The 23886-nt window shown below is 48.8% G+C and carries 17 protein-coding genes; 10 read left to right on the top strand and 7 right to left on the bottom strand.

From position 1 onward, the window contains the following. Positions 1 to 66: 66 nt before the first annotated feature. Positions 67 to 828 carry a carboxylesterase gene (locus GVY43_RS11855; RefSeq protein WP_159563255.1) on the bottom strand — a complete coding sequence of 254 codons (762 nt, stop codon included), beginning with the start codon at positions 826 to 828 and terminating at the stop codon, positions 67 to 69. Between the two features lie 372 nt (positions 829 to 1200). Between GVY43_RS11855 and GVY43_RS11850 the strand changes: the two genes are divergently transcribed. The 7 genes from GVY43_RS11850 to guaC all read left to right on the top strand — a co-directional run bounded on the left by GVY43_RS11850 (position 1201) and on the right by guaC (position 13547). Beyond that, entirely contained in the window at positions 1201 to 4707 is a 3507-nt protein-coding gene (locus GVY43_RS11850) for a lamin tail domain-containing protein (protein WP_159563254.1), read from the top strand. A gap of 98 nt (positions 4708 to 4805) precedes the next feature. Then, positions 4806 to 6008 carry an FAD-binding oxidoreductase gene (locus GVY43_RS11845; RefSeq protein ID WP_159563253.1) on the top strand — a complete coding sequence of 401 codons (1203 nt, stop codon included), beginning with the start codon at positions 4806 to 4808 and terminating at the stop codon, positions 6006 to 6008. A 48-nt stretch (positions 6009 to 6056) separates the two neighbouring features. Then, positions 6057 to 6710, top strand: a complete 654-nt coding sequence (locus GVY43_RS11840) for a hypothetical protein (RefSeq protein WP_159563252.1) — start codon at positions 6057 to 6059, stop codon at positions 6708 to 6710. Positions 6711 to 6833: 123 nt separating this feature from the next. After that, positions 6834 to 8843 (top strand): catalase, encoded by a 2010-nt coding sequence (locus GVY43_RS11835; protein WP_159563251.1) that lies wholly within the window; start codon positions 6834 to 6836, stop codon positions 8841 to 8843. Between the two features lie 163 nt (positions 8844 to 9006). Further along, positions 9007 to 10191, top strand: a complete 1185-nt coding sequence (locus GVY43_RS11830) for an MFS transporter (protein WP_074037854.1) — start codon at positions 9007 to 9009, stop codon at positions 10189 to 10191. A gap of 112 nt (positions 10192 to 10303) precedes the next feature. After that, positions 10304 to 12364, top strand: a complete 2061-nt coding sequence (locus GVY43_RS11825; protein WP_159563250.1) for a PAS domain S-box protein — start codon at positions 10304 to 10306, stop codon at positions 12362 to 12364. Positions 12365 to 12563: 199 nt separating this feature from the next. After that, a complete protein-coding gene (gene guaC / locus GVY43_RS11820) occupies positions 12564 to 13547 on the top strand; it encodes a GMP reductase (RefSeq protein ID WP_031424215.1) in 984 nt (327 codons plus the stop codon). Positions 13548 to 13569: 22 nt separating this feature from the next. On the opposite strand, the gene GVY43_RS11815 is transcribed toward guaC, so the two are convergent. The 5 genes from GVY43_RS11815 to GVY43_RS11795 all read right to left on the bottom strand — a co-directional run bounded on the left by GVY43_RS11815 (position 13570) and on the right by GVY43_RS11795 (position 19908). After that, the gene (locus GVY43_RS11815) at positions 13570 to 14004 is read right to left on the bottom strand and encodes a GNAT family N-acetyltransferase (protein ID WP_159563249.1); all 435 of its coding nucleotides are present in this window, start codon (positions 14002 to 14004) and stop codon (positions 13570 to 13572) included. Continuing rightward, on the bottom strand, positions 14001 to 14858 hold the full coding sequence (locus GVY43_RS11810) for an MBL fold metallo-hydrolase (RefSeq protein ID WP_159563248.1): 858 nt from the start codon (positions 14856 to 14858) through the stop codon (positions 14001 to 14003). Before GVY43_RS11810 ends, GVY43_RS11815 begins: the two co-directional genes overlap by 4 nt. Continuing rightward, entirely contained in the window at positions 14846 to 15601 is a 756-nt protein-coding gene (locus GVY43_RS11805; RefSeq protein ID WP_159563247.1) for a hypothetical protein, read from the bottom strand. The genes GVY43_RS11810 and GVY43_RS11805 overlap by 13 nt, the downstream gene beginning before the upstream one ends. 2 nt (positions 15602 to 15603) lie before the next feature. Then, a complete protein-coding gene (locus tag GVY43_RS11800) occupies positions 15604 to 18774 on the bottom strand; it encodes an EAL domain-containing protein (RefSeq protein WP_159563246.1) in 3171 nt (1056 codons plus the stop codon). Positions 18775 to 18915: 141 nt separating this feature from the next. Beyond that, entirely contained in the window at positions 18916 to 19908 is a 993-nt protein-coding gene (locus tag GVY43_RS11795) for an LLM class flavin-dependent oxidoreductase (RefSeq protein WP_159563245.1), read from the bottom strand. Between the two features lie 259 nt (positions 19909 to 20167). Between GVY43_RS11795 and GVY43_RS11790 the strand changes: the two genes are divergently transcribed. Both GVY43_RS11790 and GVY43_RS11785 read left to right on the top strand, forming a co-directional pair. Beyond that, a complete protein-coding gene (locus tag GVY43_RS11790) occupies positions 20168 to 21541 on the top strand; it encodes a YjiH family protein (RefSeq protein ID WP_078146016.1) in 1374 nt (457 codons plus the stop codon). 73 nt (positions 21542 to 21614) lie between these two features. Further along, positions 21615 to 22265: a C39 family peptidase gene (locus GVY43_RS11785; RefSeq protein ID WP_159563244.1), complete on the top strand. Its 651-nt coding sequence runs from the start codon at positions 21615 to 21617 to the stop codon at positions 22263 to 22265. Here the strand turns inward: GVY43_RS11785 and GVY43_RS11780 are convergent. After that, positions 22231 to 23055: a hypothetical protein gene (locus GVY43_RS11780; protein WP_159563243.1), complete on the bottom strand. Its 825-nt coding sequence runs from the start codon at positions 23053 to 23055 to the stop codon at positions 22231 to 22233. The genes GVY43_RS11785 and GVY43_RS11780 overlap by 35 nt on opposite strands. Before the next feature lie 92 nt (positions 23056 to 23147). Between GVY43_RS11780 and rluF the strand changes: the two genes are divergently transcribed. Beyond that, a complete protein-coding gene (gene rluF / locus GVY43_RS11775; protein ID WP_015880301.1) occupies positions 23148 to 23858 on the top strand; it encodes a 23S rRNA pseudouridine(2604) synthase RluF in 711 nt (236 codons plus the stop codon). Positions 23859 to 23886 lie beyond the last annotated feature (28 nt).

Below are 23886 nucleotides of genomic sequence, written 5' to 3'. Positions count from 1 at the left end.
GATTCACATCTACCATAGCACTAGTGCAAGCGTTTGCAAAGAATCAGCCCACAAAAAAATGCAGTTTTACACTGCATTTTGATGGCGCGCCCCAACCTGTTCACAGAAGGTCGTGATCAGCTTCGACAAATGCTTCCAATCATGGTCCATCGTCGCGACGTGATACGAGTTAGGAAGCACCGCGTATTCTTTTTTTCCTTGTAACTGATCGAACAACCAGATGGAGTCGGAAGGCGGTACTACGTTGTCGACAGCAGAATGGATGACATATGTCGGCACATCAACCGCTCCGACGTGCGGTCGCACCTCGTCAATCAGCGAAAGCAATTCCCGAATCGCTCTTGTAGGCACACGGTCATAGACAATCTCATATACGTCTTTTGCCAAGATGTCGGGCGCATCTTCGTCGATAAATCGACACTCGGTATCCGACGCATGACACGCATATCCTGGTACCGATAACGCGGCATTGATTGTCACAATCGCATCCGCCTTTCCTTCAAGGGCAGCCTTGAGTGCCAACGTCCCACCCATTGACTGACCGACGACGATGACCGTCTGACACGACTCGCGTAATCGCTCGATTCCTTTCGTCACACTTTTATACCAACATCGATGCGTGGAACATCGAAAGTCTTCCGGATGTGTCCCATGCCCTTTCAAGCGCGGGGCATACACCGTAAACCCTTGCTTCATCAACTCAATTCCGACGTCCTGTACACTTTGAGGTGTCCCGTTAAAGCCGTGACAAAGCAAAATACCGATCTCGTTTCCTTCATAATAAAATGCGCCTGCTCCAGGAATGACTGGGTAATTGACTGCTTTCATTAGTGCCTCCTTTAATTCCAACTTAACCGATACAATTAATTCGTATTAGAAGAGTGTAAGAGTTCTTAAGCTACTCGTCAAGTTCTTCCGACTACATTTACCTTGTAATCAAAATGTAATCATAACTTCGTGTTTAGTGGATTGAGTTCTGACGTCTGCTTGGTTATGTTTAACATGTAGTAAAAAACTTGGGAAATGAACGTGTTATTTTTGACAATACACGAATAATTTTTCAAGGGATTCGTCACAAGAAAAGTAATGTAAGCGCTATCATGTCGTTTTTTTGAAAAAGGAGGATATAAATTCACTTATTTATAACGACGCGAGTTGGGGAAATCGGATTAGACCATTACATCTAAGGGAGACTTACACATGGGGAAACCAACACAATCATTTAAGGCAGTCACTGGCCTCGCCTTATCAGCAGGACTCATCGTCAGCAGTATGACGCCGATTGCGGCAAACGTAAACGCCGAGACGTTGAACGCATCAGACCTCTTCATTTCAGAGTACGTAGAAGGATCGAGCAACAATAAAGCAATCGAGTTATTCAACGGAACGAACGCGACAATCGACCTTTCCGCTTACAAAATTGAACTGTATTCAAACGGAGGTACGACTGCCGGAAATACATTGAATTTGACGGGCACACTCGCACCAGGAGCTACATATGTCATTGTGAACGGCAGTGCGTCGGACACATTGAAAGCAAAATCGGATACGGTGAGTGCCGTGACGAACTTCAACGGGGATGACACGATCGTCTTGAAAAAAGGAGACACGGTTCTGGATGTCTTCGGTCAACTCGGCTTCGACCCAGGGACAAAATGGGGAACGACCGTTGCGACTGCTGACCAATCACTCATCCGTAAAGACACGGTCGCAAAGGGAGACAGTGATGGCAGTGATGCCTTCGATCCGGCTGTCGAATGGTCATCGACACCACAAGACACGTTCGACAATCTCGGGTTACATACGTTCCAAGGCGTCGAATACGGAGATGGCGGCACAACGGAGCCTCCTGCACCAATCACACCAATTTCAATTGCTGATGCACGAACAAAGGCAGAAAATGAGACGGTCACCGTAAAAGGAGTCGTCACGGCTAAATTAGCGAACACCATCTCCGTTCAAGACGCGACAGGTGGTCTGTCTATCCGTCCGACATCTCTTGCCGTCAACGTCGGAGATGAGATTGTTGTCACAGGGGTCGTCGGTTCATATCGTGAGCTTCTTCAATTGAACAATGCCGTCGTCGTCTCGAAACAGGCAGCAACACTTCCTAATGCCCAAGTCTTGACAGGGGAACAAATCAACGAGGACGTGGAATCAGAACTCGTCACCGTCAAAAATGTCACACTCACAGGTAGCGGTCAGAACTTGACGGCGACGGATGGAACAAAAGAGTTCATCGTTCGCGACGAGCGAGGCATCCTTGATTTACAGACGGATGTGAACTATTCATCGATCACAGGAATCGTTCAACAGTTTGACGATACGTACCAAATCATCCCTCGTGACCCGGCGGACACGGTTATCGATACGTCCGTTCTTCGGCCGGCTGTCGCGAAACCAGGTGCCGGTACATTCGTTGGTCCACAAGACGTGACGCTCTCGACCACGACAGTAGACGCTGAGATTTTCTATACGCTCGACGGCTCTGATCCAAAAGAGAATGGGCTTCGTTACGAAAACCCAATCCGCATTGAAAACTCGACGACATTGAAGACGGTCGTGAAAACGGGAGACACATTCAGCGCCGTCTTAACGTTCTCTTATAAGATTACAGACAAGATTCGCATTCACGACATCCAAGGTGCGAACCATACGACTCCGATGAACGGACAGACGGTTGAAGGTGTCGAAGGAATCGTCACGTCTACGTTCGTCTCAAGTGGAACGACCTATTACTTCATCCAAACGCCTGATTCGGAAGCCGATGACGATGCACGGACATCTGAAGGGATTGTCCTTTACGGCGGACGTTCGATTGCTGGCATTCAAGTCGGGGACCTCGTCAAAGTGAACGGAAAAGTGAGCGAGTACGCAATCGAAGGATATAGTGATCGCCAACAGACGGATATGAAGATGACACAAATCGATACACGTAACGGAAAAGTTGAAGTCGTCGCCAGTGGTGTCACCCTTCCGACTCCAATTACGATTGATGCCTCAAACCTTCCGACCGAATTTATCGACAGCGATAACCTCGCCGTCTTCAACCCGGAGAAGGATGCCATCGACTTCTGGGAGAGCCTTGAAGGGATGCGCGTTCAAACGAACAACTTGAAATCGGTTGGACCACAAGAATATGGTGACTTAGTCACAGTTCTCGAAGATACGCCAACAGAGACATATAATGGCGGTGTCTTATTGAAAAAGAACGACGCGAACCCAGAACGCATTCAGTTCCGTCTCGAACCAAATGCAGAAGCGCGTGACTTCGATGTCGCGACGGGCGACCGTTTCAACGGACCGATTGTCGGTGTGGTCGGCTATTCATTCGGTAACTATAAGATTCAAGCCTCACTTGAAGACATGAAAGCGGCCTTCGTCAAAGGAGATGCGCAGCGTGAGAAGACATTCATCGAGGCAGAAGAAGATCAATTAACAATTGCATCGTATAACTTAGAGAACTTCTCGAACAACATCAAAGAAACATCAGATGAAAAGGCACTCAAACTGGCGAAAGCGTTCGTCAACGAATTGAACAGCCCTGACATCATCGGTGTGACGGAAGTACAAGACAACGATGGACAGGATAAAGGGGCAGGTTCTGCCGCTGACCAGAGCTATCAGCGCTTAATCGATAACATTGTCGCTGTCGGTGGGAAGACGTATAAATACGTCAACATCGACCCAGAGAACAACCAAGACGGAGGCGCCCCAGATGCCAACATCCGTGTCGGCTTCTTGTACGATCCTGAGCGCGTGTCATTGACGGAGGGAATTCCTGCTGGTGATGCGACGACGGCCGTCGGATACGCCGATGGGAAATTGACGCACAACCCAGGACGCATCGACCCGATGAACGAAGCGTTCTCACGTTCGCGTAAACCGTTAGCTGCTCAATTCGACTTCCAAGGCGAGAACGTCATCGTGATCGCGAACCATTGGAACTCGAAAGGTGGCGACACTGGTTTCTTCGGTTCACAACAACCGGTCGTACTCGGAAGTGAAGTGCAACGTAAGAAAATCGCACAAGTCGTCCACAACTTCGTCGCAGACGTGAAGACGAAGAATCCAGAAGCGAATGTTGTCGCACTTGGTGACTTCAACGATTTCGAATTCTCGGATGCGCTCCAAATCTTTAAAGGTGACTTGATGACGAACATGGTCGAGAAAGTTCCTGCTGTCGACCGCTACTCGTATGTGTATCAAGGGAACTCACAAGTCCTCGATCACATCCTCGTCTCGAACCGCTTGGCCGCTTCTACGAAAATTGACATGATTCACGTCAACTCGGACTTCACTGAGATGTCAGGGCGTGCGAGTGACCACGATCCAGTCCTTGCTCAAATCGACTTCACACCGGAACCAGAAGTGGAATTGACGCGTTATACTGTAGAAAACCATAAAGCTGCACGCCTCGTCCTTCAAGAGGATTACATCGGCGTGACAATCGGAAAAGGCACGAACTTCAAAAACGGCATCTTCGTTCGTGGCGTATACACGGAATTGACAGGAGACCCATTGAAAAATGTCGTCGTTCAAGTGAAGCCGAAAGAAGCCGGTGCCATCATCGACTTCAAAGGCGCGACGGTAAAAGAAGTAATCGTTGACGGGAAAAACCTTGCTGAGATTCGTGGGGCAAAAAACGTCCAACGCATCACATATACGAAAGGCGCTTCTCCTTCATCCATCATCATCAAGAAATAACATGTTGAACCGCAGACACATCGTCTGCGGTTTTTTGGTTTCACCTCTCTTGAAGCGGGGATAAAGAGGAAGATACTGAATCATGGAGGATGAACCCGATGGAATTGTATAACGGAGACTTATATTGGCCAACGACCGAATCAGAGGATGTCGTGTTAGAAAGACCTGACAAAAAAGAGCATTACGACGTACTCGTCATCGGAGCCGGTATGTCCGGAACGTTGACGGCTTATACGTTACAACAAGATGGCGTCGATTTTGCGGTGCTCGATGGGCGAAAAGTCGGTACAGGAAGCACATCAGCAAATACCGGTTTAATTCAATATTCAAATGACATCATGTTACACGAACTCGCAGAAAAAATTGGAGAAGCGGCAGCGGTACGCTTCTATCAATTATGTCTCAACGCGGTCGAATCACTCGATCAGGTGGCGAAAGATGTCGATGCTTCCGATATATATATCCGACGGGACAGTCTTTGTTTTGCGAGTGAAGAAGCCGATGTTGCCAAATTGAAACGTGAGTATGAGATGCTATCCAAACATGGTTTTGATGTGGAGTGGTTGGATCGTGAAGCATTACGTGAACGCTTCCCATTTGAAAAACCGGCGGCCCTCATCACCAAAGGCGATGCCGAGGTCAACCCACTCACGCTCAGTCGTCAAATCATCCGCTATTTATCAAAACAACACGTCCCGATTTTTGAAGAGACATCAGTAGATGAAATCGTGTCTGATGGTGACGGATGGATCGTGTTCACCTCAAACGGAACATTTAAAGCGAATAAAGTCATCTTTGCAACAGGTTATGGACCGGCTCCCCTACTCGACTCCCATCGAATCGATTTGAATCGGTCATACGCCATCGCAACGAACCCAATCGCCGAGTTCAGTGAATGGGAAGGGCGTGCACTCATTTGGGAGACGAAACGACCATATCTCTATCTACGCACGACTCCGGACGGGCGGATTATCGCTGGCGGACTTGACGAAGACAAGGCAGAGACGCCGCACGACGAGGCGCTCATGAACGACCGGGCGGAACGGGTGAAAGAAAAAATCGCCGAGCTCTTCCCGATGTATGACCTAGAAGTCGATTATGCTTGGGTCGCCTTGTTCGGAGAGTCGGTGGACCAACTCCCGTTCATCGGGGAGCACCCGAATCGACCTAACTTGTTTTATTTGCTCGGATATGGGGGAAATGGGACGGTGTATAGCATGCTTGGTTCTCGTATTTTAAGTTCCCTCGTTCGTGGTCAGTCGCATCCCGATGCGGACCTCGTTCGTTTAGATCGAACGTAATCCCCGATATTTTGGGGATTGTTACATAATTAAAGGAGTGTTTTTGGATTGAAGAAAAAAAGAAAATCAAACAAGGTGTACCGACTACGTCGTCTCGCCGTATTCCTCGTCCCTCTCGGCTTCGCCCTCTGGTTTTGGCCGCAGGAATCGTCCTTTACAACGCAGTTGAAGTCTGAACAAACCTCTATTTCCGAGGAAATATATACGATTGAAGAACGTACTCCCATTGAAGAAGACGGTATCACTCGGTTCGAATATGATATCGTCGTACATGGTGAACCGAGTACGGATGAGCTTCAATCTGTCAGCCATGACGTCATCGATGACGTGAAACAGTCTGATCAGTTCCAGGCCGCCTTGTTACGATTTTATGATGATGCTGCCTATATCGGGACGGAACCGCCACTTGGTGAAGCCGTATTCGCTCCGGAAGGCGACTATGCACTTGCAGACTGGGTGGAACCCGGTCAAACAGACGAGATGATGTTCGGTTGGCAACTTCGAGAAAAAGAATGGGCGACCAAATTGACCGATGCAGAGATTCAAATTTGGAGGTCATGGCAAAATCAATATACGAAACAAAATCCTGACGACCCCGATGCGAAAGCGAAAGTAACACGTATCATTGCCACAAAATACGAACTCGACCCAAAAACGGTACAACAAATCGTATTGAAACAACATGTGTGGGCCGCGTTATAAATATTTGTGTGAAATCTCTCTTTTTTGAAAAAGAGGGATTTTTTTATTGGCGTTAGGGAACACCGATACAGTAGGTCAAAACGCGACTTACGACGGTCAGTCATACTTAAGGGAGGCAATGACATGGGGAACAAGAAAGAAGAGCAGTTAAAACAACATACGATTGATAACGAACAACAAGCTGGCTTGACGACAAACCAAGGTCTGAAGATGGCGGAAGACGAATTCTCGCTGAAAGCAGGACGTCGTGGTCCGACATTGATCGAGGATTTCCATTTCCGCGAAAAGATGACCCACTTCGACCATGAACGGATTCCGGAACGAATCGTCCACGCGCGCGGCGTCGGGGCACACGGGGAGTTCCAGGTGTATGAACCGCTCGCCGAGTTCACAAAAGCGGATTTCTTGAATGACCCTTCGAAGACGACACCGGTATTCGTCCGTTTCTCGACCGTCCAAGGCTCACGCGGGTCCGCGGATACGGTACGTGACGTCCGTGGTTTTGCGACGAAGTTCTATACAGACGAAGGGAACTATGATTTAGTCGGAAACAACATTCCGGTCTTCTTTATCCAAGATGCCATCAAGTTCCCTGACCTCGTTCATGCCGTGAAGCCTGAACCACATACGGAAGTGCCGCAAGGGGGAAGCGCGCACGATACGTTTTGGGATTTCGTCGGACAAAACCATGAAACAGCCCATATGGTCATGTGGGCAATGAGTGACCGGGGAATTCCGCGTAGTCTACGCATGATGGAAGGATTCGGGGTGCATACGTTCCGTCTCGTAAATGCGGAAGGAAAAGCGCATTTCGTCAAATTCCATTGGAAACCGAAGCTCGGGGTTCATTCACAAGTATGGGACGAAGCCCAAAAGGCAGTCGGGAAAAACGCTGACTTCCACCGTGTCGACTTGTATGAAGCCATCAATAAAGGCGACTATCCGGAATGGGAGCTCGGTCTGCAGTTGATCCCGGAAGAAGAGGAGTTCAACTACGACTTCGACATCTTAGACCCGACCAAACTGTGGCCGGAAGAAGAGATTCCAGTGAAACTCGTCGGGAAGATGACACTCAACCGGAACGTCGACAACTTCTTCGCGGAAACCGAACAAGTCGCCTTCCACCCGGGTCATCTCGTCCCAGGAATCGACTTCTCGAACGATCCACTCTTACAAGGTCGTCTGTTCTCGTATACGGACACGCAGCTTTCACGTCTCGGTGGACCAAACTTCCACCAGATCCCAATCAACAAGCCCGTCTGTCCCTTCCACAACAACCAGCGGGACGGGATGCATCAAATGGCCGTCCACAAAGGTCAGACGAGCTACCATAAAAATGCGCTTAACAATAATCAGCCGGAACCTGTGCCAGCCGATCAAGGTGGATTTGAGCACTATCAAGAGAAAATCGATGGTCATAAGATTCGGGGGCGTAGCGACAGCTTCCTTGATTTCTATTCACAGGCGAAGCTCTTCTATAACAGCATGACCGATGTCGAAAAACAACACATCCAAGATGCCTGCAGTTTTGAGCTCGGAAAATGTGAGTCGGACATGGTGAAAGAGAACGCCGTCGATTTATTGAACCGTATCGATCGTCATCTCGCTGAAGTCGTCGCCGACAACTTAGGGGTACATGTGCCAGAAGAGAACAATGAGGTCCAGTCAGATAAGACGTCCCCTGCTCTCTCGATGGCGAACACAATCAAAAAGCCCGATACGAAGAGCGTCGCCCTTCTCCTCGCTGGTGACGTGGATGCGAACCAGGTGAAGCAATGGGTACAGACGCTCGCCGACCACAACGTCAACTACAGCCTCGTCGGCAAGAAAGCGTATATGCTTGGTGACCTGAAAGTGAAGGAGACATACGATACGGTCGACTCGAGTCTTTTCGATGCCGCATTCTTAGTGAGTACCGCGACGACCGTCGAGGATGATGTGCTCGAATTTATCGAGAACACGTATAAGCACTATAAACCGCTCGCTCTACACGTACACCATAAAGAGGCACTCGCCACATGCCGCGTGAAGCAAGACCAACCTGGTGTCTTCACGTTTGACGAGCATAACCTCAATGGATTCAATGCGTTCATCGATGGGATTGCGACTGCCCGCTTCTGGGACCGTGCCTAACGATATTACTTGACTCGACTCGATTCCCGAGTCGAGTTTTTTTCATGTCTGCCATTCACTGCATGTAGTGCATCATCTCAGACAATCTTAATTTGATTTGGTATACTCTTTTAGTTATGTTTATTAACTATTCGAATTTGAAGAAAAGGAGACGTCACGTATGATGCAACAACCTATTCAAAAACTTTGGACGAGAGACTTTTTAATCATCTCGCTCATCAACTTCTTCCTGACGCTCATCTTTTTCTTATTGATGGTCACCATCGGGGTGCACGCCGTCGAGTCGTACGGGGCGACCACGAGTCAAGCGGGACTCGTCACCGGCATCTTCATCATCGGGACGCTGACCGGGCGCTTGTTCATCGGTCGACTGATCGATTCGATCGGTCGGAAGAAGACACTTTATATCGGGCTCGTCTTTTTCACCGCCACGATTTTATTGTACTTCGTCCATTGGGGTGTCGGTTTCTTATTGCTGACACGGTTCGTACACGGGCTCGGGATGGGATTGTCGAGTACGGCAACTGGAACTATCGTCGCGCAAGTCATTCCTGCAACACGAAAAGGTGAAGGGATCGGTTACTACAGCATGAGTTCTACTCTGGCGACAGCCATCGGGCCCTTCGTCGGATTACTTCTCAGCCAACACACGAGCTTCACCGTCATCTTCGCTCTTTGCTTTGTGATCGGGGTCATCAGTTTGGCGAGCACGTTCTTTGTGAATGTGCCTGAGGTCGACGCACCTGAAGTCGTACGTGGATTCTCTTTAAAATCGTTCGTCGAACCAAAAGCGCTACCGATCGCCTTGATTATCGGGATGGCCGCACTAAGCTACTCGAGTGTCTTGTCCTATATCAACTTCTATGCGAGTGAACTCGACTTGATCGAGGCGGCGAGCATCTTCTTCCTCGTCTATTCGGTCGCAGTCCTATTATCACGACCGATCACAGGAAAGTTGATGGACGCGCGTGGAGCGAACGTCGTCATGTATCCGGCAATCGCCATCTTCGCGATTGGACTGCTCGTGCTCAGCCAGGCGAACAGCGGTTGGATGCTTCTACTTGCCGGTGCGTTAATCGGATTAGGCTTCGGGAATATCCAATCCGGGACTCAAGCAATCGCCGTCAAGGCCTCTCCACCCCACCGAATGGGGATGGCGACATCGACCTTCTTCATCGCACTTGATGCCGGTCTAGGGTTTGGTCCTTATTTCATCGGGTTGTTGATTCCATTGACGGGCTTCTCGACACTTTATTTGATTCTTTCAGGCGTCGTTCTCTTTACCATTTTCTTGTATTACGTCATGAATGGACGGAACGAACAAAAACAACTGAACGAAGCTGCTTGACGGGGTGTACGTACATCCCGTCTTTTTTTGAAAGTTCACACATTTGATCGAATGATGCGGTAAGATAAAAATGACGTGTAAAAAATAGAATGAACGAAATGAGGGAGACGAGATGAAAGCTGACCAAACACTTCAATCCAACGCATCGATTTTACTACGGACGTTCGATAAAATTTCAGACTATGTGTTCTTTATGGAAGTCGATGGTTCAGCATATCGCTACGTCTTCGTAAATGAGCCTGGGAAACGGGCCATCAATTGGTCGGATGCGGATGTCGGCAAGACCATCGATGAGTTGGTCCCGACCGAGACCGCTACACTTATTACGCAGTATTACGATGAAGCGATTCGTACAAAAAAGAGTGTCGTCTACGAAGACTACCGTCTTGCTGACTCCTTTTATACGGATACGGTCGAGGCGGATGATGTATTGACGCTCCCCCTTCATTATTTCGAGTCAGAAGTGACTCCGATTTTCAATGATGAGGGGAGCTGTACCCATATCGTCTCCGTCGTTCGTGAAGTGACGGAACGGAAGCGTCGCGAACTCGAATTGTCGATCTTAAAAGATCATCACGAGTCGCTACGACGTTATTCTCCACATGGCATCTTTGTACTCGACCATCATTTGAACATCAAATCCGTCAACCCGGCCGTCACGGTCATCACCGGTCATACGGAACAAGATATGCTTCATCATCCGTTCCTGCATTGGCTTCCCGAGAGTGAGCGGTCTCGGGTCAGGAAAGGGTTACAATTCACGCTGTCTGGGATTCCACACAAGTATTCCATTTATGCTGAACATCAATCCGGGGAACGACTCGACTTAACCGTCCTCAACATTCCAATCGAGGTCGGCGGTAACATTACCGGCCTGTTTGCGATCATCATCGATTTGACGCCAGAGAAAAATGCCGAGCGTGCCACGGTCGAAAGCGAACGTCGTTACCGTCAGTTGATTGAAACCATTCCGGAAGGCATCATTGTGCATCAGGAAGGACAGATTATATATGCGAACGCGATGGCACTCGCCACAATCGGAGAAACCTATCTAGAGAGTGAATCGATTTTTTCATTCATCGCAGAAGAGTATCATCAGTCCACCCGTCAACGACTTGCCTCTCTCGAACTCGGAGGCCCCGTCCAAGACACGGAAATGGTCATCATGACACCGAGTGGAGACAAGCTCCAGATGGATATCAGTAGCCTTCTCATCGATTATGAGGGCGAAACGGCCGTCTTAACGATTTTGCGTGATGTCACGGAGAAACGTGAAATGGAACAAGCGTTAAGACAGAGTGAGTTACAATATCGATTGATCACAGAAAACATGAGTGACCTCGTCTGCATACTAGAACGGGATGGTACTGTTCGTTATGCGTCCCCTTCTCACCGTACCGTACTCGGCTTTGCGGCCGGATATTACGAAGGGAAGAATACGCTCGACTATATCCATCCGGACGACATCCAGATCGTCCGGGAGCAGTTGAAAGAAATGAAGGAAGAAGACATCTCCTTGACCCTTGAGTTTCGTCATTTCCATGCTGACCAGCGCTGGATTTGGCTCGAAACGAAAATTCAGGCCATCTATGATGAATCCGGACTTCTCCTACACTATTTGACGGTCAGCCGAGAAATCATGCAGCGAAAAGCACTAGAGAAGCAACTGAAGCATTTGGCGTATCACGACACGCTGACCGATTTACCGAACCGTCGTTTCTTCCTCGCTTACCTCGAGGAAGCGATCGATCGAACCGAATTCGAGCAAGGTGAATTGGCCGTCCTCGCTCTTGACGTTGACCGATTCAAACAAATCAACGACACGTTCGGTCATGATGTGGGCGATGAGCTCTTGCGACAACTCGCTCGTCGATTGACATCCGTGCTTCGCAAACAAGATATGATTGCCAGACTTGGCGGTGATGAGTTTGCCGTTCTCATTCGCTTCAACGATCCCTGTGCCCTACATCGGGTTGCAGAGAAAATCATTCAAGCACTACAGCGCCCATGGGAAATCGACCAACATACGTTCATTACGACTTCAAGTGTCGGGGGTGCTCGATTTGTAAAAGGGTTGTCGACCAAACAGTTACTAAAACGTGCCGACCTCGCTCTCTATGAAGCCAAAGCAGGTGGACGAAATCAATATGCACTCGCAAAGGACCACCAATAAGTGGTCCTTTTTTCACGTGAAACATCGAAAATAAATCATAAATCCGAACATTAAACATCAATCCATTCAATTTTATTCATTTTTAAGATAAATTGATTGAGTTATCCTTTGACTTTAAACTCTATTCACGTTATATTACCGAATGAGCGAAGTTTTTTATTGTTCAATACGTTAATGTTCGTGAATAGGGGTGCGATATATGGATAAAGTATTTGATTACGAAGATATTCAATTAATTCCTGCAAAATGTATTGTCGACAGTCGTTCGGAATGTGACCCGACCGTCGAGCTTGGTGGCTTCACGTTCCGATTACCGGTCGTTCCGGCTAACATGCAGACGATTATCGATGAAAAGGTCGCATTGATGCTGGCCAAGAACGGATATTTTTACATCATGCATCGCTTCAATCCAGAGACGCGCCTGGCGTTTATCCAAGACATGCATGAGCGTGGTTTGTATGCATCCATCAGTGTCGGCGTGAAGGAAGAAGAGTATGGGTTTATCGAAATGCTCAAATCGACCGGTCATACGCCAGAATTTATTACAATCGATATCGCTCACGGTCATTCGAATGCGGTCATCCGAATGATTCAGCATATCAAACACCATCTTCCTGGATCATTCGTCATCGCGGGGAACGTCGGGACACCAGAGGCCGTTCGCGAATTAGAGCATGCCGGAGCGGATGCGACGAAGGTTGGAATCGGTCCTGGTAAAGTGTGTATCACGAAAATCAAAACAGGTTTTGGTACCGGGGGCTGGCAATTGGCTGCACTTCGCTGGTGTGCCAAAGCAGCGACGAAACCGATTATCGCGGATGGGGGCATCCGTACTCACGGTGACATCGCCAAATCGATTCGCTTCGGCGCTTCGATGGTCATGATTGGTTCATTGTTCGCAGGACACGATGAATCACCGGGGGAAACGTTCGAGCAAGACGGGAAACAATTGAAAGAGTATTTCGGTTCTGCTTCTGAGTTCCAAAAGGGTGAGCGAAAGAACGTCGAGGGGAAAAAGATGTTTGTCGAACACAAAGGGGCACTACAAGATACATTGACCGAGATGGAGCAAGACCTCCAATCGGCGATTTCTTACGCGGGTGGTGACAGTCTCGAGGCATTGCGCACCGTAGACTACGTCATGGTGAAAAATTCAATCTTCAATGGGGATAAAGTGTATTAAAAAGGCGACCTCATGTCGCCTTTTATAATTGCTTCATCATCATATAGTAATCCGATCCCGGCGGATAGTCCGGTAGCACACCTATTACCGTGTAACCGAATCGCTCATAAAACGGTTTCGCTTGAAACGAGAACGTCGTCAATTTCACACGCGTCGTACCGAGCGACTTCGCTAACGCCTCCCCTTCTCCAAGCAATTGGCTACCGATGCCCTGACCATGAAAGTCTGCATCGACCCAAAGGCGATCCAAATCGAACCATCCCCAATACACACTCCCATATAAGCCGGCGATCACCCGTCCTTCTTGCTCCACTTTCAACTGAATGGTCGGCACGTGCGCCTCGCGAATGTCACGATGGTGAATCGAACGAACGTTGTTATACTCACGTAATTGAGTGGTCAAAAACTGTTGGAACGTCTCGTCTTCCGCGTGAATCCGCGTGATAGTGTATGTCATCTTCCCACCGTCCCGTTCACAAAAAACGTAATCAACTCGTTCTCTTCCTCGGTGATCTCCCGATTGACGAGTGAAGCATACGACTGCGTGATTTCATCAGTATTTCCTGGGAAATCATTCGAAATGGTGGCGATTCGTCTTAATGCAAGGCAATCTTCTGCGAAGGATTCACGACTCACCATCTCACCGTGTGACCAGACAATCTGTTTAGCATCAAACGATTCCAATACATTCAACAACCGCAGGGTTTCTTCCGGAGTCATTCGCCATGTCGGAGAATAGATGTCTGCGTATAACGCGTCTCCTAAAAATAATACCCGTTCTTCTACGACGTAAAGGACAACCGCATCTTTTGCGTGGTCTCCTCCGACATGTCGTAACACGATGTGAACGCCACCGAGGTCGAGTGTCAGCGATTCTTGAAACGTCAGCGTAGGTAATACGATTTTGATATCGCGCGCGTCTCCATATTCTTCACGGATTGCTTCCGCGCAAAATGCGATTTCAATCCCTTCCGCCACCCGCTCATCGAGAGAGACATCATCCCAAGCATATGGGACAAGTTTTTCCATCCCCTGTTTGGTCGCTTCACTCGCAATGGAGACTATTCCTTCAAGTGCAGGTAAACCGAAGATGTGATCCCAATGCCAATGCGTCAATGCGACCATCGACGGCGCACGTAGGCCTTGTTTTTCTAGCTGTTCTAAAAACAACGAGGCGTGCGAAACGGAATTGCCCGCATCGATGAGCAGCGTATGCGTATCGCCGATAACGGCACCGAGAATTGGTCGATCGGTACGGTCAACGGGTGTCATATACCAAAAACGATCCGAATGTTTAATCAAGGTTTGCATGTACGAATCGACTCCTCCTCTAATAAATTCGTTAATTCTTCGAATGAATGCCGATTATCATTTTGAATCCGAGCGTGGCGAAGAGGTAATTGTTTCAACAGTTCAAGCTCACGTCGTTGGCGTTCCACTAAAATCTCAATCGTTCCGGCCATACCCTTATGCGCATGGTTCACACCATAGGTGCCGCTCGTATAATACTCGACAAAACCGCTTTGCCATCCCATCGGTCGTTCATCATATACAATCGGAAAGATGCGTGCAACGTCATCCAATGCCAAATAAACGACCATCGGATCAATCGGTTTCAGAATGTCTGCGACCTCTTGAACGTATGCTTCCACGTCCGCTAACGGAACATCTTGGGCAACCATTCCAATGGTGAAAGGATTTTGGAGCAACGCACATTCAAAGATGACGTCCTCTTCCTCCCTATCTAACTTTTGAACATAACGCCGCCAGCGTTCGCACATGATTCGTGTGTGAAGGGCGAAAGGTAACTCGTAGACGTCTGTTCCGATCCGTTCTTCATCACCATCATAACGGACGAGCCACCCTTTTTCGATTTCATCGAGAATGCGACCGGTTGATGGTTTGTCCTCGACCCAATAGATATCATGCATATCCACGGGGTGTGACGCATCTACTTCCGAATAGAACTTGCCATTCCGTTTATCTCGCAGCCTCTCGGCAAATGTAGACTTTCCGCTTCCTGGCAATCCTTCAATCAGCCATAATCTCCCCATACTTAAATCCCCTTGTCATCTGAGTATCCACCATATTGGAACCACTGGTCTCCTCCATTGTTCTTTGCAATATACATCGCTGCATCTGCTTGTTGAAGAATCGAATCGACGGTGTCGGTCGACTTGACTAGGGTGACGCCAACACTTGCCGTAAGATGAATGACTTCACCATTCGACGCGTCTATTCCCTGGGAAATAACTTCATTGAGCTGTTCAATCCCACTCAGTGGACCCGTTTGCACCAACATGAATTCATCGTCTGAAAAACGGTACACTTGACCACCAACATGCTGGACGAATTCATTTAATCGTTGTGCGATTTCAATTAACACTTCATCCCCTATCATGTGCCCGTACTGATCGTTGATTCTTTTAAAATCGTCTAGATTGACCAGTGTCACTGTAATCGCTGGCGTCCGGTTCATGTTTTTGTATAAATCGGTCGTGAGCGTATGACGATTATACAGTTTGGTCAGCTGATCTTGTTTTGCGATTCGAATCATCTCGCGTTGTTTCCGTTCCTTTCGAATCCCGTTCTCCATCCATCGTGCAAGCAATCGTACCGTCCCAGTCAACTCTTGCAACGTTTCCTCATCAAGATGATCATTCAAATTGCCTTGCTCCGAGAGAAGAACGACCCAGCCAAACACTTGATGCGCATGCGTCAAAGGAAAACTGACTAGCCTCGTGAATTCGATACCGTCTACAATCAGATCACCTTCCTGAAGCGTTTGCGCGCCGACCGTTGTCAGTTGATGTAGGGAATGCAGTTCTTCTTCCCCCCAAGTCAAACGAGAGACCCCATGCTCTACTAGAAGACGATGCGAAGGCTCAATCGAGAAGATGACCCCGTGGGAGTAACCGACCCATTCCAATAAAATTTCTTGAACCCGGGCCAATTGATCTTGGAACGGTACACGCAATGCCGTCGCTTCGTACAATGCCTCGATTGATTGTTGTCGAGTGATTTGTCTTCTCGAGACTTCCGTGTGCTCGATCTCTGTCATGACCCAATGCGTAAACGATTCGAGCGCCTTCAAGTTTTCTTCTGAGAACGTTCTCGCCTGCCCATCCACTACGCAAAGTGTGCCGATGACGTGACCTTGCTTCGTCCGCAACGGTACACCTGCATAAAATCCGATTCGGTCAATCCAAGGACTGTCACTTTCAATCGCTGCTGCCGCAACATCTTCAATCACCAGCGGAGACTCTGATGTGACAACCCGATTACATAACGTCCATTCCCGTTTGAGGTGAGCGGATTCGAGCTCGATACCGACACACGATTTGAACCACTGTTGGTCTGTCGTCATGATCGAAATGAATGCGATTGGCATCTGAAAGGTTTGTGCGACCAATCGGGAGATCCGGTCAAATCGTTCCTCTTGTGGCGTATTTAAAATTTCCAATCGTAATATCGCTTTGAGTCGTTGCAATTCACGCTCATCTAGAGAAGGATGCAACAACTGCGCAGGCTGCTCCATCTTCGATAACATCATCTGATGGGAATACAAGATTCCGAGCGCCTCTTCTAACTCCGCGAGCGGCATCGGACGACTGAAGAAATACCCTTGAATCTCATCGCAGCCGAGCTGACGTAAGATCCGATATTGTTCTTCCGTCTCCACACCTTCAGCCGTCACCTCTAACTCTAGCTTTTTAGCCAACGAGACAATCAGTTTGACGATTTCATACTCTTTCATGCCGCTCTCCTGATCGAGTTGCGCGACGAACGACCGGTCGATCTTGATTCCATCAATCTCGAACAACTTCAAATAATTCAACGAGGAATAACTGACCCCAAAGTCATCAATCAACAGTCGAAATCCTTGTTGTTTGAGCGATTCGACCGTTTTGATCGCCGCTACCGGTTCATGCATCAACGTGTGCTCGGTCACCTCAAACTCAAATTGTTCTGGCACAAGACCGTACGATGCAATGATCGCAACCAGTTCATTCATATGGTGTTCATGAAATAAATTCGGTGAGACATTCACAGCCACGCGGCGCCCTTCAAACTGCTCAGGTTGTGACGACACATCCTGACATACCCGATTCATGACGAATCGTGTCACGTCTTCGATCAAGAGTGACTGTTCAGCCACACGAATGAACGTTTCAGGTGAAATGAATCCGAGAACAGGACTCTCCCAGCGAATGAGTGCCTCAAAATGAATCGCACCGTCCATCGACACTTTCGGTTGATACACCATGTATAACTCATCTAGCTTCAACGCTTTGACCAGTTCCGTTTCGATCATCATCTCATCGATGTAACGCTGCACGTACTCATCGTGTTCATATAAACGAATGGTTTGATTTCCCGTCTGACGCGCTTCCAACAGAGCCGTGGAGGCGTTCATGATGACACGGTCGGCATCCGCTGTACCGGCACCAATCCCGATACAACTCGATAACGGGAATTCGGCCTCCGCCACTTGATACGAATGATCTGCAATCACGTCAAGCAAATGCTCGGCGTACATGTATGCCAACCGGATTGGAGTATGAGGTAACACCGCGATAAAGTCTTCACCGTCTACTCGACCGATGATCGAACCTTTCGGAAGCGTATTCGCCAATTGACGTGTGATGTCTTTAATCAATTGGTTCGAGCGCTCCACACCTTGGAGCGACATCATCATCTTGAAACGATTGATGTGAAGGCGCATCACGCTCGTCTCTTCGGTGTCATGTTGCTCGAACAGTTGATCAAGTTCTAATTTGACTTTCATCAGATTCGGCATGCCCGTCAAATAGTCCATGTGCTCGATACTTCGTAACAATTTGATCTCCGCTTCCTCGGATAAATCAGTTGTCAAACTAAGGACATAACGAACGAGACCAGCTTCATCTTCAATCGGTACAAGCATAGAAGAAGCGAAACGGGCCGTATTGGAGTCGATGTTCATTTGCGACATGAAATAGACCGGTTCTCCTGTCTCAATGACCACATCATAATGTCCAATCAATTCATCGGCCACTTCTGAGCGGTACATCTCATGTAAATATCGACCTTCTACATCACTCGGAAGCGAAGAGGCCACCTTCCCCTGTTCGCTCACATTCACGTAACGATAGCCGTTCTCCGTCACTTCCATTAGAAATACCATCCGATACAAGCGTGTGAACAGCTCGAATAGATAATTTGGGTCGCCTTTCATCCGTTGCATCGTATTATCCCTCCACCTGTTCCTTTTTCTTATAGTGTAGTTGGTTTCGCCCTAATGATGGAGAAAACCTTTGAAAAAATGGGAAAACGTTTTTCTCTTATAGAAAAACACCCTCTCATATTTGAGAAGGTGCTCTCCGGGTTAAAGCAATTCATTCGCCAAGAGACGATAGACGTTCAGGCGATCTTCCTGCTTATGCTGGATGCTACATATCATCGCCTCATCGAAACCATAACGTTCCGATTCATCCCGTAACTGTTCCGCGATTTGTTTTGGCGTTCCTACGAGGTGGATGGCTCGGTTGTTGGCGATATGAATTTTATCGACCTCCGTGAGCGGATAGTCGTGGGCCGCTTCCGGACTCAACAGCTGTCTCAATTGACCACGCATCAAGAAGAGACGCGACAGATCAGAAGGTCGGGCCAAATATTCGGCCTCTTCTTCCGTCTCTGCCGTCGTGACCAAATACGTGACGCTGATGTCCGGTTTCTCCATAAAATCAGACGGCGTGAAATGGTGACGGTACGTGTCGAGCGTATCGGCACTCAATTGTCCGTTAAAGAACTGGGCAAACGAATAGCCGAGCCCCATCCGTCCAGCCTGCACGGCGCTGTTCCCACTCGAACCGAGTAACCACGCTTCCGGAAGCGTAACGCCTGTCGGTGCTGCTGGCGTGTTCTTATACCATCTCTCTTCAGGTGCTTCATCTTTGATCAACTGAAGCGTCGTATCGAGTTTCTCGTAAAGACCGTCCATCATCGGCTTCTGCCCTTGTGACATCGCATAGATGGCGTTCGCATCACCGCCTGGCGCACGTCCGACACCAAAGTCGATCCGTCCCGGGGCGAGTGCGCTGAGCGTCTTGAATACCTCTGCCATCTTGAGTGGCGAGTAGTGCATCATCATGATGCCGCCGGACCCGAGACGAATCTTGTTCGTCTTAGCTGCTAGATAAGCCGCGATGACCTCTGGAGCCGAGCTGGCGAACGACATGCCACCATGATGCTCCGCCATCCACATACGGTAATATCCCAACTCTTCTGCGACTTGTGCGAGCTCGACCGCGCTGTTCAGCGCATGTTCTCCTGTATGACCCGACGTGACCGGCGCCTGGTCTAACACACTCAATCTCATCATGCATTCTCCTATCTCTATAATGAAGTTTCTAAATATCTTGAATTTGTTGGACTCGCCGTCATCATACTAAATGGTTTGATGGAATACGAATGTTTTGCCTAGCGCATATGATGTATTTTTAGAAAATTCACGCATGTTGTTGATAGCACCTGGTCATATTTTTTATACTAAAAAAGAAATACGTTTCAATAACAGCTGAATGTGTAATGGGGATACATAGACAGCACAAACACTTCGGGGAAATGGGGAATGCATCATGAATGGTTCATCAACACCAGACGGAAAGAAACCTTCTTTTTCGAGTCGAGACTTCTTTAAGTTCTTGATTCCATCTCTCATCGGCATCATGTTTTTCATCGTACCGATCTCATCAGAAGAAGGCTTCACGATTCCAGTCGCCTTCTTATCCAATTTGCTGATTGACTGGATTGGGGATTTCGTCCCGACACTCGCCGTCATCATGATGGGGATTTCGATTGTCGGCTCATTATTACTCTTTACGGCACGTCCTGCTTTTATGATGGAGCGACCATCCATCAACGCACTGTTTAGCGTGACACCGTTTTGGTTCGTCATGCGTGTGATCGGTTTCATCGCCGGGGTCATGACGCTACTCACACTCGGACCAGAGATGATCACGTCAGAATTTACAGGGGGCTTATTACTCTTTGATTTGATTCCAATCTTATTTGCGACATTCTTCTTTGCCGGTATGTTGTTACCGCTCTTATTGAACTTCGGACTTCTCGAGTTCGTCGGGACGTTCTTGATGAAGATCATGCGTCCGCTCTTCCGCTTGCCAGGCCGCGCCTCACTTGACTCGCTCGCTTCATGGGTCGGAGATGCGACGATCGGAATTCTACTGACGACCAAACAGTATGAGGAAGGTTATTACACGAAGCGGGAAGCGTCGATCATTGCGACGACATTCTCCGTCGTCTCCATCACCTTCACCATCGTCGTCTTACAGTATGTCGAACTCGACCAATACTTCTTGCCTTACTACGGGGCCATCGTCTTATCCGGACTAGTCGCCGCTCTCATCATGCCACGGATTTATCCATTATCTAAAAAGGCAGACACGGCTTATGAGAAGACCGAGCTCAAACCGGAAGAAGAAGTACCCGCGAACGTGTCACTCGGTAAGTGGGCGTTAATTCAGGCGTTACAAAAGTCACGTTCGAGTAAAAGTTTCCTAGAGACGCTCAAAGACGGCTTCAAGAACGTGCTCGATATGTGGATCGGCGTCCTCCCTGTCGTCATGGCAGTCGGGACGATTGCGGTCATCATCGCAGAATATACGCCGTTCTTCACTATCCTCGGAAAGCCGTTCGAACCGATTTTGATGCTCCTTCAAGTGCCTGAGGCATCGGAAGCCGCTCAAACGATGGTCGTCGGTTTCGCCGACATGTTCTTGCCGGCCGTTCTCGGAAGCGGCATCGAGAGTGAGTTGACACGGTTTGTCATCGCTACGTTGTCGGTTACCCAGCTCATCTATATGTCAGAAGTCGGGGGCTTGTTGCTCGGTTCAAAACTACCGATCTCATTCCTCGACCTCGTCTTGATTTTCTTGTTACGTACCTTCATCACCCTTCCGATCATCGTCGGCATCGCACATCTTGTGTTTTAACGAAAACGACGCCCTTTCTCTTTTATGAGATGGGGCGTCCTTTGTATACTAAAAGAAAAGGAGGGAGACCGAGATGGAGCACCCATTTGCAGGACAACTCGAGGTTGCGAACAACGGCTATGCCGGGATCATCGACCCGGAAGCTTATGTGAACGATCGTTATCACGGACGCTGGACATTAAAGCGCGCTGTACAGATTGAAGGCGTGCCCGTCTTGCTCCAACGTCAGTTCGAGAACGGGAAGAACAACTGTACGTTGACGTCCATCACCGCCATCTTCCGTTTCTATCGAGATCATGGGTATACGAACATCCCAGATGATGTGACACAGATCCAAGAAGATGTGCGCGAGATCGCCTTCAAGCATCATTTCAAAGACGAAAAAGGGACGCCGCCGACTCAAATCGCCACCATCATCACGAAACTTTGGAAGCGATACGGGTACGACGGTCGAGGCAGTTCACGCTATCTTTGGAAATGGACGACGTTCGAGCGTGAGCTGAAAGCAAGCCGCCCGTTTGTGTTGAACATGGCGAACGGCTTCTATAAAAACCATTCTGTCACGGGAATCGGCTACTTGCAGTTTGAAAAACGGGGGTTCCCGGACGTCATCTTGTTAGCCGTGCTCGACAATCGTTCGAAGGACGTGCGCTACATCGACTTCAACGAATTCAACTTTTGGGGTAGCATCACGCGTGTCCATCCGCCAGCCACTCGTCCATAATCGTGTCAATCGCTTCTCCGATTTTTAAAAGGTGCTCGCGCTTCGCATATGACCCGTAATGTAGCCCGTTTGAATCACGGCCATTCCCGAGCCCAACGAACACTTCTGAAGGCTTCATATGGAGGCCGATCATCGGGATACCCGATTCGTGGAGTCCGATTTCATAGGTGACGGCGGGATATGCAGACAGTCTTCCGATTGTTGAAAAACCGCTAAAGGCACGACAGTTATCCCGTCCGAGCACGATGATACGGATTGGTTTGATGTGCGCAATCGTCCGTTCCAACAGTTCGATTGAGGTCGGATGTTCCATCCAGTGGCGCCCGGTCCTCATCTTCCCCATCTGTTCATATGTCGCAAACTTGAAAAAATCAACGTGGATGACAGCTGCCGGATGATCATAGAACGAACGCCCCATCCCGTTGAGGAGTGCCTCGAGTTTGGCGCCATGCGGTTTCCCGAACCAGTTCGTCGTCGCGCGATTCGACTCGAAATAGACCGATGCCCGTTCGAGCGTTTGTTGCAGCGCCTCTTCATTTCCGAGGTAATCGTCAAACGAGAGTATGTTCCGCCAATAGAACTTTTGGTGTTGCCCCGTTCTCGGTGTCCCGTCACGATGTAAAAACTCGCCGCGAGACGGATTCGTCCCGATGGTCAGCCATTGATCCGGACCAGGTCGACCGTACCAAAGGACAGGTGATGCCTCTTGAATCAATTCTTTCCCGAACGGTGTATCGCACAGTGCCTGCTGAAATCGGATCGCGTCTTGTAACAGTCGTACTGCCTCCATGTCATCCCTCCTCTCCCGTTCGTTTCCCGCTTTCGAGAGTTTATAAAATGCGTTATAGTGAGAGGACGAAGCCAAACAAAGGACGTGTATACATGCGCATCAATAAATTCATCAGTGAATCAGGCAAGGCGTCCCGTCGCCAAGCCGACCGTCTCGTCGAAGAGGGACGCGTCACCATCAATGGGAAGAAAGCAAAAATCGGCGACCAGGTCAAACCGGGCGATGAAGTCCTCGTCAACGGTTCGGTCGCACGGGTCGCCCGAAACAACGTCTACATCGCCGTCCATAAGCCGGTCGGGATCACGAGTACGACAGAGAAAAAAGTAAAAGGGAACTTGGTCGACATGGTCAACCACCCGCTCCGCATCTTCAACATCGGTCGTCTCGATAAAGACTCGGAAGGTCTCATCCTCATGACGAACGACGGCGATATCGTCAACGAGATTCTCCGTGCAGAAGGCGAGCACGAGAAAGAATACATCGTCTCGGTTGATAAGCCAATCACACCAGAGTTCGTCGAGCAGATGGAAGCCGGCGTCAAAATCCTTGGACAGAAGACACTTCCGTGTAAAGTCCGTCCGCTTTCAAAGTTCGATTTCAACATTACCCTCACGCAAGGACTCAACCGCCAAATCCGTCGGATGTGTGAGGCGCTCGGATACGAAGTATTCCGCCTCCAACGCGTTCGTGTCATGAACATCACGCTCGGGAAACTCCCGCCTGGACAATGGCGCGATCTTTCGAAAAAAGAGCGTGAGCAGCTGTTCCGCGAATTGAATTACGAACCGAAAGAATGGTACTAAAAAGCAGCCTGAGTCGTCTCAGGCTGCT

The organism is Exiguobacterium sp. 8H, from assembly GCF_902506255.1.
Taxonomy (GTDB): domain Bacteria; phylum Bacillota; class Bacilli; order Exiguobacteriales; family Exiguobacteriaceae; genus Exiguobacterium; species Exiguobacterium profundum.
Note: the sequence above shows the minus strand (reverse complement) of the source record. Positions and strands in the feature narration are given on the sequence as shown.